At 73.5% G+C, this 12,456-nt stretch carries 12 protein-coding genes; 9 read left to right on the forward strand and 3 right to left on the reverse strand.

The genetic code is table 11. The features are described from left to right. Positions 1–62: 62 nt before the first annotated feature. Positions 63–1,049: a helix-turn-helix transcriptional regulator gene (locus ACFY3J_RS24785; RefSeq protein WP_384187312.1), complete on the forward strand. Its 987-nt coding sequence runs from the start codon at positions 63–65 to the stop codon at positions 1,047–1,049. Positions 1,050–1,105: 56 nt separating this feature from the next. Further along, positions 1,106–1,624 carry a DUF4240 domain-containing protein gene (locus ACFY3J_RS24790; RefSeq protein WP_384187347.1) on the forward strand — a complete coding sequence of 173 codons (519 nt, stop codon included), beginning with the start codon at positions 1,106–1,108 and terminating at the stop codon, positions 1,622–1,624. Positions 1,625–1,759: 135 nt separating this feature from the next. On the opposite strand, the gene ACFY3J_RS24795 is transcribed toward ACFY3J_RS24790, so the two are convergent. After that, a complete protein-coding gene (locus tag ACFY3J_RS24795) occupies positions 1,760–2,557 on the reverse strand; it encodes a peptidoglycan recognition protein (RefSeq protein ID WP_390841766.1) in 798 nt (265 codons plus the stop codon). Between the two features lie 189 nt (positions 2,558–2,746). On the opposite strand from ACFY3J_RS24795, the gene ACFY3J_RS24800 reads away from it, so the two are divergent. Next, positions 2,747–3,931, forward strand: coding sequence for a MarP family serine protease (locus ACFY3J_RS24800; RefSeq protein WP_384187318.1), 1,185 nt, complete (start codon positions 2,747–2,749; stop codon positions 3,929–3,931). A gap of 28 nt (positions 3,932–3,959) precedes the next feature. Here ACFY3J_RS24800 and ACFY3J_RS24805 read toward each other — a convergent pair whose 3' ends face one another. Next, entirely contained in the window at positions 3,960–4,448 is a 489-nt protein-coding gene (locus ACFY3J_RS24805) for a GNAT family N-acetyltransferase (protein ID WP_384187321.1), read from the reverse strand. A 71-nt stretch (positions 4,449–4,519) separates the two neighbouring features. On the opposite strand from ACFY3J_RS24805, the gene ACFY3J_RS24810 reads away from it, so the two are divergent. Next, positions 4,520–5,416 (forward strand): TIGR01777 family oxidoreductase, encoded by an 897-nt coding sequence (locus ACFY3J_RS24810; protein ID WP_384187324.1) that lies wholly within the window; start codon positions 4,520–4,522, stop codon positions 5,414–5,416. A 203-nt stretch (positions 5,417–5,619) separates the two neighbouring features. After that, entirely contained in the window at positions 5,620–7,044 is a 1,425-nt protein-coding gene (locus ACFY3J_RS24815; protein ID WP_390841767.1) for an NAD(P)/FAD-dependent oxidoreductase, read from the forward strand. Between the two features lie 328 nt (positions 7,045–7,372). Here ACFY3J_RS24815 and ACFY3J_RS24820 read toward each other — a convergent pair whose 3' ends face one another. Then, complete coding sequence (locus ACFY3J_RS24820) at positions 7,373–8,863, reverse strand: regulator (protein WP_390841768.1); 1,491 nt, start codon at positions 8,861–8,863, stop codon at positions 7,373–7,375. A 244-nt stretch (positions 8,864–9,107) separates the two neighbouring features. On the opposite strand from ACFY3J_RS24820, the gene lipB reads away from it, so the two are divergent. The 4 genes from lipB (at position 9,108) to ACFY3J_RS24840 (ending at position 12,260) form a co-directional block, all read left to right on the forward strand. Beyond that, positions 9,108–9,905: a lipoyl(octanoyl) transferase LipB gene (gene lipB, locus ACFY3J_RS24825; RefSeq protein WP_384187333.1), complete on the forward strand. Its 798-nt coding sequence runs from the start codon at positions 9,108–9,110 to the stop codon at positions 9,903–9,905. A 119-nt stretch (positions 9,906–10,024) separates the two neighbouring features. Beyond that, positions 10,025–10,990, forward strand: coding sequence for a lipoyl synthase (gene lipA / locus ACFY3J_RS24830; RefSeq protein WP_141361547.1), 966 nt, complete (start codon positions 10,025–10,027; stop codon positions 10,988–10,990). A gap of 274 nt (positions 10,991–11,264) precedes the next feature. Next, positions 11,265–11,465, forward strand: coding sequence for a hypothetical protein (locus ACFY3J_RS24835; RefSeq protein WP_141361545.1), 201 nt, complete (start codon positions 11,265–11,267; stop codon positions 11,463–11,465). Between the two features lie 93 nt (positions 11,466–11,558). Then, positions 11,559–12,260 carry a DUF4191 domain-containing protein gene (locus ACFY3J_RS24840; RefSeq protein ID WP_384187338.1) on the forward strand — a complete coding sequence of 234 codons (702 nt, stop codon included), beginning with the start codon at positions 11,559–11,561 and terminating at the stop codon, positions 12,258–12,260. Positions 12,261–12,456 lie beyond the last annotated feature (196 nt).

Genomic DNA, 12,456 nt, shown 5'->3' on the forward strand with positions numbered 1-12,456 from the left:
GACGAAGGGGTACGGCCGCGGCCGTGCCCCTTCGTCGTCGGTGGCCCCGGCATGATGGCCGTATGCGTGCCGCCCGTCTGATCAAAATGGTGCTGCTGCTCCAGTCGCGGCCCGCCATGACCGCCGCCGAGCTGGCCCGGGAACTGGAGGTGTCGGAGCGGACCGTCACACGGGACGCGCAGGCGCTGTCGGAGGCGGGCGTGCCGGTGTACGCGGACCGGGGGCGGGCCGGGGGCTACCGGCTGGTCGGCGGCTACCGCACCCGGCTGACCGGGCTCGACCGCGGTGAGGCGGAGGCGCTCTTCCTCAGCGGTGTTCCGGGGGCGCTGCGGGAGATGGGGCTTCAGGACGCCGCCTCGGCCGCCCGGCTGAAGGTGTCCGCGGCCCTGCTCCCCTCCTTGCGCGACGCCTCCCGTACGGCGGCGCAGCGCTTCCACCTGGACGCGCCGGACTGGTTCCGCGAGCCGAGGACGCCCGAGCTGCTGCCTGCGGTCGCGGAGGCGGTGTGGGACGACCGGCGGATCACCGCGCGCTACCGGCGCGGCGAGGAGGAGGTGGCGCGGGAACTGGAGCCGTACGGTCTCGTGCTCAAGGCGGGCGCGTGGTACCTGTGCGCCCGGGTCGTGGGGCCCGGCTCCTTCCGGGTCTACCGCGTGGACCGTTTCGCGGCCGTGGACGCCGACGCGGGGAAGCGCTTCGAACGGGACGGGGACTTCGACCTGCCCGCCTTCTGGGAGGAGCGGGCCGCGCAGTTCGCGCGGTCCGTCCTGCGGGCCGAGGTGGTGGTGCGGCTGTCCGAGGAGGGCCTGCGGCGGCTGCCGCACGCCGTGGGGCCGGTGCCGGCCCGGGCGGCGCTGGAGGCCGTCGCGGCCGCGGCCGGCCGCGACGGGAGCGGGTGGGTGACGGTGACCCTGCCGGTGGAGTCCGAAGAGGTCGCCCACACCCAGCTCACGGCGCTCGGGCCGGAGGTCGAGGTACTGGCCCCCGAGGCGCTGCGGGCGCGTTTCGCGCGCGACGCCGAACGGCTGGCCGCGCTGTACCGCCCCTGACGGCCCGCCGCATTCCGCGTGCGCCCCCCGGCGCGAGGGCCGATGCTTGAGCCGTGATGGACGAGACGGAGTTCTGGGAGCTGATCGACGGCAGCCGCGAGGCCGCCGAGGGGGATCCGGAGGAGCAGGCCGACCTGCTCGTCGCGCGGCTGCTGGGCTGCGATCCCGAGGTGGTCCTGGACTTCGCCCGTCACTTCGAGGCCCGGTACAACCGGGCCTACCACTGGGATCTGTGGGGCGCCGCCTGGGTGCTCCTGGACGGGGCCAGCGACGACGCCTTCGACTTCTTCCGGTGCTGGCTGATCGGCCAGGGCCGGGAGGTCTTCGAGGGCGCCCTGCACGATCCGGACTCGCTCGCCGACCTGCTGGACGACTTCGACGAGGAGGTCGACGGCGACGGCGAGGAACTCGGCTACGCGGCCGACGAGGCCTATGAGCAGCTCACCGGCACGGTCGCCCCCGACCTCGGCATCCCGCCCGCCCCGGCGGAACCGGAGGGCACCCCGGTCGACTTCGAGGACGACCGGGCGCTCGCCCAGCGCTATCCGAAGCTGTGGTACCGGTTCCGTGAGTAGCACCTCCGGACGACTCCCGGCACCCACGGACCCACTGTGACGGCCCCCGCGGGAACGTCGTGGGGGGTGGTGCGGGGAGTCCGGGAGGGACAGGAGGCCCCGGAGACCCCGGAGGGCGGGGAAGGTCTGGAGGGCTCAGGTTCGGCCCTGGAGGTGGGCTGCGGCTTCGCGGATCGCCGGGAGGCGTACGGTCGGCGCGGCGCCCGGGCAGTTGGTCCTGAAGCCGTCCCTGTGGCCGGCCGGGGCGGGGAGCAGGACGGTGGCGCCGGACGCGTAGCGGCTCTGGCTGTTGCTGGAGACGAGGCTGACGCTGCCGCGCGGGTCGACTCCGGCCAGGCCCGGTTTCCAGGCGGTCGGCGCGGCGACCGCGTCGGTCATGGCGCGCGGTACGGGCGTCCCGGCCGTGAAGGTGCCGATGGCGGCGATGCCCGCCGTGCGGTGGTTGAAGCCCTGGTTGTGGGCGCCGGTGACGGCGCGGTCGACTCCGCCGGCGCGGCCCTCGTAGATCGTGCCGCAGCGGTCGACGAGGAAGTTGTAGCCGATGTCGTCCCACGCGCGGGCGCCGGTCTGCCCGGCGTACAGGCGGCGGATGACGCTCGGGGTGTCGGCGCAGGCGTAGCCGTTGGGCGAGTCGGTGTGGTGCACGAAGACGGCGACGACCTTGTCGTCGTAGCGCGGGGGCGGCTGGGCCTGCCGCACGGTGACGTCCAGCCAGACCGAGCGGGGCACGATCCGCGGCCGGGGCGCGTCGTGCGCCGGGGCCGCCGGACGGGGCACGGCGGCGGGCACGGACACGGACGTCGACCGTCCGGAGCCGGACACGTACAGCAGCGGCGCGCAGGCGACGACGCCCGGCAGGCAGCACAGGAGCGCCACGAGAGCACGGCGCGGTCGCTCCGGACTCGGGCCGCGCGCCCGCCCCGCAACACGCATGAGCCCACTCTCGGGCGGTTCCGGTCCGTCCGCGATGTGCGCTCTGCCACCTGGTGGAACCAACGTCCTGGTCCAGGACGTTTACGGGGGTACACGTACACGTGGCCGGTCCCCGGATCCACGTGTACGTGGCTGATCACCGGACCCGTCCCGCGCGTATGTGTGGATCCGAGGAGAAAGGCGGCGTGAGTGAACCTGCTCGACCTGCTGTTGGTGCTGGTGATCCTCGTCTACGCCGCGTCCGGCTACCGGCGGGGACTGGTGGCCGGCTGTGTCTCGCTGGCCGGTTTCGTCGGCGGTGCCGTCGTCGGCGTGTGGATCCTGCCGTGGGTGATGGACTTCGTCACGCGCGGGACGACCACGGCGACGGTCACCGCCGTGCTCACGGTGCTGGTGCCGGCCGTGGTGGGGCACGAACTGGCGGGCCGTCTGGCGCTGCGGCTGCGCCGCGAGCTGGACCGCGGGCCGCTGCGGGTGGCCGACGGCATCGGCGGGGCCGCCGCCAACACGGTGGCGGTGCTGATCGTGGCCTGGGTGGCGGCGAGCGTCCTGGCCGCCTCGTCCTCCCCCGTGGTGACGTCGGCGATACGCGACTCCAGGCTTCTGGGCGCCGTGCAGAACACGATGCCGGACACCACCCCGGCCTGGTTCTCGCGCGCCACCTCCGCGCTGACCGAGGCGGGCTTCCCGCAGGTCTTCAACCCCTTCGAGAGCGAGCCTGCGGCGGGCGTCGCCCGGCCCTCCGGGGACAGCGTGACGGAGAACGCGACGAACGCCGCCAGGTTCAGCACGGTCAAGATCGAGGGCGCCGCGGGCAACCAGGGCCGCGAGGGCAGCGGGTTCGTGTACGCGCGGGAGCATGTGATGACCAACGCGCACGTGGTGGCGGGCATCGACGACCCGGCCGTACGAATCGGCGGCGTCGGGCGGTCGTACGAGGCACGGGTGGTGCTGTTCGACCCGCACCGGGACGTGGCCGTGCTCTACGTCCCCGGACTGGACGCCCCCGTGCTGCGGTTCGACGACACCGCCGTGCGCGGCGACTCGGCGGTGGTCGCGGGCTATCCGCAGGACGGCGACCTGAACCTCCAGGCGGCGACGGTCGCGAACCGGATCCGGGCGACGGGCCAGAACATCTACAACAACGGCACGGTCACCCGGGAGATCTACTCGATCCGCTCCACGGTCCTCCCCGGCAACTCCGGCGGTCCGCTGCTCACCACGGACGGCCGGGTCTTCGGCGTCGTCTTCGCCCGCTCCACCTCCGACAACGAGACGGGATACGTCCTGACGGCGGCCGAGGTCGCCCCGGACGCGCAGCGGGCGGCGCACGCGACCGTGCCGGTGGACACGGGCGGGCTGGTGACCTCGTGACTCAGGGCCCCGCGTCGGGCCCCGCGGCTCACAGGAAGCGGCCCATGAGGACGTCGTCGACGTAGGCGCCGTCCAGGTGGAACTCCTCCGGCTGGACGCCCTCCACCACGAACCCCTCGGACTCGTACAGCTTGCGGGCGGGGGTGTTGTGGCCCAGCACCCGCAGGGTGATCCGGCGGGCGCCCTGGCGGCGGGCCTCGTCGACGGCGGCGCGCAGCAGGGCGCGGCCCACGCCGCTGCCGCGGGCCTCCTCGGCCACGGCGAGTCCGCGGATCTGCCGGACGTGCGCGTTCGACGCCAGTTCGGTGGGGAAGCCGAGGCGGATGTATCCGACCAGCCGGCCGCCGAGCTCGGCGACCAGGTGGTCGCGCGGTCCCGACCGGTGCGTGAAGAAGGGCTCGTAGGGCTGCCGCGGGGGCGGGGCGACCGCGTGCACCGTGGACCAGGTCTCACGGTCGAGCCGGCCGAGACCGTCCTCGTCGTCGAATGTGGCGTGGCGTATGGAGGGAACCGGCATGACGGTCACTCTACGGGGCGGACCGGACCGGCCCACCGGGATTTCCGCGGCCCGGCGGGCAGGATGAGCGCATGGAACGTTCGCGAATCGCGGTGGCCGGCGCGTCCGGTCTGATCGGCAGTGCCCTGGTGCGGTCCCTGGTCGCGGACGGGCACGAGGTGGTGCGCCTGGTGCGCCGTTCGGCCCGCGGCGAGGACGAGGTCTGCTGGGATCCCGTCGGCCGGTACGTGGACGCGGCGGGGCTCGCCGGGTGCGACGCGGTGGTCAACCTGGCGGGCGCGGGTGTGGGCGACCACCGGTGGACGCGGGAGTACAAGAAGGCGATCCGGGACAGCCGGGTGCTCGGCACGACGGCGCTCGCCGAGGCCGTCGCCTCCCTGGACGCGCCTCCGCGGGTGTTCGTCAGCGGCAGCGCGATCGGCTACTACGGCGACACCGGCGAGCGCGCCGTCGACGAGGACGCGCCGCCCGGGGACGGTTTTCTGCCGGCGCTGTGCGTCGAGTGGGAGCAGGCCGCGGCTCCCGCGCGGGAGGCGGGCGTCCGGACGGTGTTCGCCCGCACCGGGCTGGTGGTGGCCCGTGAGGGCGGGGCGTGGGGACGGTTGTTCCCGCTGTTCAAGGCCGGGTTGGGCGGGCGGCTGGGAGACGGGCGGCAGTTCTGGTCGTTCATCGCGCTGCACGACGAGGTGGCCGCGCTGCGCCATCTGCTGGACACCGGGAGCCTGTCCGGGCCGGTCAACCTCACCGCGCCGCAGCCGCTGACGAACGGTGAGATCACCGCGGCCATGGGCCGGGTGCTGCAACGGCCGACCCTGTTCTCCGTGCCGGCGCCGGTCCTGCGCGCGGTGCTCGGGGAGATGGCGGGCGATGTGCTGGGCAGCGCGCGGGTGGTGCCGAAGCGGCTGCTGGAGTCGGGGTTCTCATTCGCCTTTCCGGGAATCGAGGACGCCGTCCGTGCGGCGCTGTGACGCCTGTGGCCGCTCACCGTGCCACCTTGCGATCGCGCGCGGAACTCCTTGCGACCGTGTGCGACCGCCGTGCGACCGTGCCCTGTTGATGCGCGACTGTCCCTGACCGGGCGCGGCCCTAATCTCGACGCGAACTCGGGTATTCCTGACGCCGGTCGCGGGCATCACCGTCCCACCGGCCGCGCAACCTCGAGGAGGGGCACGTGCTTGAGCCCGCGTATCAGGCGGACGTCGTCGTCGTGGGAGCCGGGGTCGCCGGGCTCGCGGCAGCGCATCGACTGGCCAGCGCAGGAGTGACGACCGCAGTCCTGGAGGCCGCCCCTTACGTGGGCGGCCGCATGTCGACGGAGAAGGTCGACGGGTTCCGGCTCGACCGGATCGGACAGCTGCTGAACACGTCGTATCCCCAACTGGCCCTGAGCCCGGGGCTCGACGCGCTCGTGCTGCGTCCCTTCGCGCCGGGGGTCCTGCTGCACAGCGACGGACGGCACCTCCGCGCGGGCGCTCCGGCGCACGGAGGGAGCGCGAGGAGCGCACTTCACGTAGTGCGCGCCCTGGCGAGCGCCCCCCGCCCGCCGGTCCCCCGGCCGTCGTCCCTGGCCCGTGCGTCCCTCTCGCGGCCGTCCGTTCCCCGGTCGTCCGCCGCGCCGTTCCTCGACGGTCCGCCGCCCGGACGCCGCGGGATCGGCGCGCCACTGCGGCTGCGCGCCGCACTAGGCCGGATCGCCGACACACCGGTCGAACGCCTGTTGTCACGCCCCGAGTTGACGGCCCAGCAGGCGCTGGCCGCCCGCGGCCTGCCCGCCCGCACGGTCGACGGCTTCCTGCGCCCGCTGCTCGCCGCCCTGTTGTGCGACCCGGACCTCACCACGTCCAGCCGCTGCGCGGACCTCGCCCTGCACTCCTTCGCCGGCGGCCGGCTGTGCCTGCCGGAGGGCGGCGCCGAGGTCCTGCCGGAGCTGCTCGCGCGCACGCTGCCGCCCGGCACCGTGCACACCGGCGTCCGGGCCACCTCGGTCTCCACCACCTCGGTGACCACCGCCGAGCACGGTGAGATCCGCTGCCGGGCCGTGCTGGTCGCCACCGACGCGCGTGCCGCCGCCGAGCTGCTGCCCGGGCTGCGCGTACCGGACTTCCACCCGGTGACGGTGGTCCACCACACGACCGACGAGCCCCCGGAGACGGGCGGGTACCTGCTGCTCGACGCGGAGCGCGGCGGCCCGGTGGCGCACACGGCGGTGGTCAGCCGCGTCGACCCCTCCCGCGCGCCCGCCGGCCGCGCTCTGGTGTCGTCGACGGTCCTGGGCGTGCCCCCGGCCGACGTCGACACGGCCGTACGCCGCCATCTGTCCCGCCTCTACGGCACCTCCACCGCCCGCTGGGAGACGCTCGCCGTGCACCACACCCCCGAGGCCGTCCCCGCGATGCGGCCCCCGCACGACCCGCGGCGCCCGGTGCGGCTGCTGGCGGGCCTGTACGTGTGCGGCGACCACCGGGACACCAGCACCGTCCAGGGGGCGCTGCACTCGGCCCACCGGGCCGCCGCGGCGATCCTGGGCGACCTGGGAGCCGACCGCCCGATGCACCGGGCGGACCCGACATCGACGGAACCGAAAGCCGCCGCCTGAGCCGCCTCGACCCCGTCCCGGGACTTGCCCCAGCACCGCCGCCTTCGCCCCGGGACTCGGCCCCGCCCCCAGGGCTCAACCCAAAGCCGCCACCTCGCCCTGGGGACCCGGCCCGGCACAGCCGCCCTTGCCCCGGGACTCAGCCCGGCACCGCCACCCCGCCCCAGGACTCAACCCAAAGCCGCCACCTTGTCCCAGGATCTCGGCCCGGCGCCGCCACCCTTGTCCCGAGGACTCGACCCGGCACGCACCCCGTCCCGGGACTCATCCCGACGCCGCCGCCCCGCCCCCAGGACTCAGCCCGGCGCCGCCACCGAGTCCCAAGGGCTCAACCCAGCGCCGCCACCTTGTCCCGGTAGCCGCGTACGGGTGTCGCGTCCTTGTACGGTTCCAGGCGGCGTTCGAAGTCCTTGACGTACTCCACCGCCCGGACCGAGCGCATGTCCGCGGCCTGGGCCGCCGCCTCGGCGGCCAGGCGGCAGGCCTGGTCCAGGTCGCCGAGGCCGAGGCGGGCGGTGGCCAGGACCACCCGGCAGAACAGCCGGCTGCGGGCGTGCGCCGGGGCGCGCAGCCGCAGGGCGCGTTCGGCGTGCTGCGCGGCGGCCCGGTACTGCTGGAGGTCCCGGTGGCAGTGCCCGGACTCGTCGGCAAGCTGCGCCTCGTCGAAGCGCGCCCAGGAGGGCACCTCGTCCCCGGGCCGGGCCGCCTCCAGGGAGCGCTCGGCACGCACCAGGGACGCGGTGCAGGCGCGCACGTCACCCAGCACGCCGTGCCCGCGCGCCTCGGCGGCGTGCAGCAGCGACTGCACGGCGGGCGGGGCGGAGCCGCCGAGCCCCTGCTGGGCCACCCGTGCGAGCTGCACGGCCTCCCGACCGTGTCCGAGGTAGACGGCCTGCCGGCTCATGGTGACCAGCACATAGGCGCCGTAGGGCCGGTCCCCGGCGGCCTGGGCGAGCCGCAGCGCCTGCACGAAGTAGCGCTGGGCGAGCCCGTGCGCGGCGATGTCGTACGACGTCCAGCCGGCGAGCCGGGTCAGGTCGGCGGCGGCTCCGAAGAGCCGGCGGCCGGTCTGCTCGCCGTAGGTGCCGCGCAGCATCGGCTCGCACTCGTGCTCCAGGTAGCGCACGAGGGCCTGGCGGGCATGGCCGCCGCCGTACAGGTCGTCGAGGGTGCGGAACAGCTCGCCGACCGAGCGCAGGGCGGCGATGTCGCCGGCGCTGACCTTCCGGCCCGCCTCCCGTCCGGCCGGACCCCGTTCGGCCCGGCCGCGCTGCCGGGGCACGCCGGGCACCGAGGGATCGGGCACGACGAGGGCGGGCCGGTCCGGGTGCCCCTGGACGGGGACCCGGGTGGCCGGTGCCTCCGCGCGGGCGACCCGGTCGTCGGCCCGGCCGATCAGCCAGTCCCGGCTGGGCACGACGAGGCCCGCCGGGGTGAAGGCGATCCTGCGCAGTTCGGTGTGGCTGCCGCAGTCCTTGCGCCACAGCCCGCCGACGATGTCGACGGCCTCCTCCGGGGTGGCGGCGAACTCCAGCCCCGCGTACACCGGGGCGCAGGCGTCCAGGCCGAGGTCCTGGGCGGTCAGACGGCGGCCCAGGCGCCGGGTGAAGACCTCCGCGATGAGGGCGGGCGTGGTGCCCCGCGGCTGCTGGCCGCGCAGCCAGCGGGTGACCGACGTCTTGTCGTATCTCAGGTCCAGCCCGTGTTCGAGACCGAGCTGGTCGACGCGACGGGCCAGACCCGCGTTGGAGAACCCCGCTTCTGCGATGAGCGCGGCGAGCTGGCGGTTGGGGGTGCGCTGCGCGGGTCGTTCCGTCATCTGCGGTGCGGTCTCCTGCCTCTCGGGCAGCCACGCGGCCGCGTGGTGCCCGGATTGCCTGTGAGCAGCCCTTACGGCCTCATGAACGGCGCGAATGTAGCGGAGAGTGAGCAACTGACCGCAGAGTTCGACCACCATTCATCCGATCGTGTGAGGATTGCCCGCGAGGCTGACGCGTGTCGGCCGGACGTACAGTGACGTGGGCACGTTTCGTGCCTTACGACCTTCCGGGGAGGCGTTTGCCGTGAGTGAGCTGCGGTTCGTCCGCATGGGATTCGGTGCCGAGGCCGTGGACTACGTCCAGGCCTGGGACGAGCAGCGCCGGGTGCACGCCGCCCGGTTCGTGGACGAGGTCCCCGACACCGTTCTGCTCCTGGAGCACCCCCCGGTCTACACGGCCGGCCGGCGGACCGAGGACAGCGAGCGCCCGCTCGACGGCACGCCCGTCATCGACGTGGACCGCGGCGGCAAGATCACCTGGCACGGCCCCGGCCAGTTGGTCGGCTACCCGATCCAGAAGCTGCCCCGCCCGGTGGACGTGGTGGCCCACGTGCGCCGCCTGGAGGAGGCGCTGATCCGCGCCTGCGCGGACTTCGGCCTGGAGACCACCCGTGTCGAGGGCCGCAGCGGAGTGTGGGTGCTCGGCGACCCGGTCGAGCAGCGGCCCGCCCTGGGCGGGCTGTCCCTGGACTTCGACCCGCGCCTGGCCGACGAGGAGTTCGACCCCCGGCTGAACGGCCCGGAGTACGCCCCCTCCAACGCCGGCCAGCGCCGCGAGGACCGCAAGATCGCGGCGATCGGGATACGCGTCGCCAAGGGCGTCACGATGCACGGCTTCGCACTCAACGTGAACCCGGACAACAAGTGGTTCGACAAGATCATCCCGTGCGGGATCCGGGACGCCGGCGTCGCCTCGCTGGCGGCCGAGCTCGGCCGGGACGTCACGATCGAGGAGGTGCTGCCGGTCGTCGAACGGCACCTGCGGGACGTCCTGGAGCACGCGGACCTGAAGCCGCGGGAGATCGAGAGGGCCACCGCCTGACCGGGACCCGCCCGGGGGAATGATCCCCCAGGCCCGCAGGTTGGCCTCACCGACGGGGCGCAACAAGCACGGGCGTACCCTGGTGTACGCCGAAGAATCGAAGCTACAGGGAGCCGGTCGTGTCCGCAGTCGCACCCGACGGACGCAAGATGCTGCGCCTGGAGGTCCGCAACAGCCAGACCCCCATCGAGCGCAAGCCCGAGTGGATCAAGACCCGGGCGAAAATGGGTCCCGAGTACACCAAGATGCAGAACCTCGTGAAGAGCGAGGGCCTGCACACGGTCTGCCAGGAAGCCGGCTGCCCGAACATCTACGAGTGCTGGGAGGACCGCGAGGCGACCTTCCTCATCGGCGGCGACCAGTGCACCCGGCGCTGCGACTTCTGCCAGATCGACACCGGCAAGCCCGAGGCCCTGGACCGCGACGAGCCGCGCCGCGTGGGCGAGTCCGTGGTCACCATGGACCTGAACTACGCCACCATCACCGGCGTCGCCCGCGACGACCTGGAGGACGGCGGCGCCTGGCTGTACGCCGAGACCGTGCGCCAGATCCACCAGCAGACGGCGGACCGCGAGGACGGCCGCACGAAGGTCGAACTGCTGGCCCCCGACTTCAACGCGGTCCCCGAGCAGCTGGCCGAGGTCTTCGCCTCGCGCCCCGAGGTCTTCGCGCACAACGTCGAGACGGTGCCGCGGATCTTCAAGCGGATCCGCCCCGGCTTCCGCTACGAGCGCTCCCTGAAGGTCATCACCGAGGCCCGCGACTTCGGCCTGGTGACCAAGTCCAACCTCATCCTCGGCATGGGCGAGACCCGCGAGGAGGTCGTCGAGGCGCTCAAGCAGCTGCACGACGCGGGCTGCGAGCTGGTCACCATCACCCAGTACCTGCGTCCCTCGGTGCGCCACCACCCGGTGGAGCGGTGGGTCAAGCCGCAGGAGTTCGTCGAGCTGAAGGAGGAAGCCGAGCAGATCGGCTTCTCGGGCGTGATGTCGGGTCCGCTGGTACGGTCCTCCTACCGCGCCGGGCGGCTGTACCGGATGGCCGTCGAGAAGCGGGGCACCTACATCGCCGCCCAGGCGGTCTGACGACGGCTGACCGTCCGTCACCATCCCTGTCCCGCAAGTGGGCGGACGAGTGTGTGAAATCGGGCACAAGAACCTACTGCCCGGTAGTGGCCGATACGACGCGGTCCCGACCGTCGCCGCAGATGAGCGGCCCGGTCAGGGCCGCGTCAGCCTTTCGGCCCGCGGCCGCGAGGCTTCATCGGTGTTTGACCGACCGGTCACGCCCTGGTAACACCAAGCAGTGACCCTGGACTCACAGCCCGTACACCAAGAGCCGTCATGAGGGGGACCTCCCATGCAGGCCGCGCACGTTCGCGCCACCGCGATTCCGTCCGTCACCGACGCACTGCGTGCGGTCGAGTCCCTGCTCATGAGCAGCGGCCAGCGCACCGCCCGCCGCAACGCCTGGAACTCCGTCCTCGAGGACCGGCGCCGGGCCAAGGACCGCGTCGAGGCACAGCGCGTCCTCGACCAGTTCCCCGCCGTCGGCCCCTGACCGCTGCTCTCCCACCCCTTCCCGCCCGCCGCCCCGGGCTCGTACGGGCACTGCCGTCGTGGGCCGCTCCGGGGGCCACGTAGACTTCGTGGCATGGCGAGGAAGGACAACGCAGCCGAGGCTGCCAACCCCGGGCGACTGAAGCAGATCGCCCTGACCTACAAGATGACCCGCAAGGCCGACAACAAGATCGGTCTGGTACTCGCGGGTGTCTTCATCATCACCTTCGGTGTCCTTCTCGGGATCGGCTTCGCGATCGGCCACCCGTACTACGCCGGCGTCCTGGGCCTGCTGCTCGCCTTCCTCGCGACGGCGATCATCTTCGGACGCCGGGCCGAGCGCGCCGCGTTCGGGCAGATGGAGGGCCAGCCGGGCGCCGCCGCGGCGGTCCTGGACAACGTGGGCCGCGGCTGGACCACCACCCCGGCGGTGGCCATGAACCGCAGCCAGGACGTGGTGCACCGCGCGGTCGGCAAGGCCGGCATCGTGCTGGTCGCCGAGGGCAACCCGAACCGGGTGAAGTCCCTGCTCGCCGCCGAGAAGAAGAAGATGAACCGGATCGTCGCGGACGTCCCGGTGCACGACGTGATCGTCGGCAACGGCGACGGCCAGGTCCCGCTGAAGAAGCTGCGCACGACCATGCTGAAGTTCCCGCGCGTGCTGACCGGCCCGCAGGTCACCACCACCAACGACCGGCTGCGCGCCCTCGGCGACCTGATGAGCAACATGCCGCTGCCGAAGGGTCCGATGCCGAAGGGCATGCGGATGCCGAAGGGCGGCCCTAAGGCCCGCTGATCCCGCGCAGACACCCTCTACGACGACGGGGGCGCCCGGAGACCACTCCGGGCGCCCCCGTCGTTTTGGGGACGTCTCGCGCGCGTACGAACACTGGAAGCGCGACCGGCTCACGCAGCCGAGATCCTGCGGCGTGCTTCCGCGACCGGATCCTGCGGCGGCCTCCGACGGCCGGCACCCGTCACCGGATCCCGCG

The organism is Streptomyces sp. NPDC001231 (assembly GCF_042896885.1).
In the GTDB taxonomy this organism is placed as follows: Bacteria; Actinomycetota; Actinomycetes; order Streptomycetales; family Streptomycetaceae; genus Streptomyces.

Coding starts and splice junctions, on each gene's coding strand:
- ACFY3J_RS24785 (WP_384187312.1), top strand. CDS start 63: ATGCGTGCCGCCCGTCTGATCAAAATGGTGCTGCTGCTCCAGTCGCGG.
- ACFY3J_RS24790 (WP_384187347.1), top strand. CDS start 1,106: ATGGACGAGACGGAGTTCTGGGAGCTGATCGACGGCAGCCGCGAGGCC.
- ACFY3J_RS24795 (WP_390841766.1), bottom strand. CDS start 2,557: ATGCGTGTTGCGGGGCGGGCGCGCGGCCCGAGTCCGGAGCGACCGCGC.
- ACFY3J_RS24805 (WP_384187321.1), bottom strand. CDS start 4,448: ATGCCGGTTCCCTCCATACGCCACGCCACATTCGACGACGAGGACGGT.
- ACFY3J_RS24810 (WP_384187324.1), top strand. CDS start 4,520: ATGGAACGTTCGCGAATCGCGGTGGCCGGCGCGTCCGGTCTGATCGGC.
- ACFY3J_RS24820 (WP_390841768.1), bottom strand. CDS start 8,863: ATGACGGAACGACCCGCGCAGCGCACCCCCAACCGCCAGCTCGCCGCG.
- ACFY3J_RS24835 (WP_141361545.1), top strand. CDS start 11,265: ATGCAGGCCGCGCACGTTCGCGCCACCGCGATTCCGTCCGTCACCGAC.
- ACFY3J_RS24840 (WP_384187338.1), top strand. CDS start 11,559: ATGGCGAGGAAGGACAACGCAGCCGAGGCTGCCAACCCCGGGCGACTG.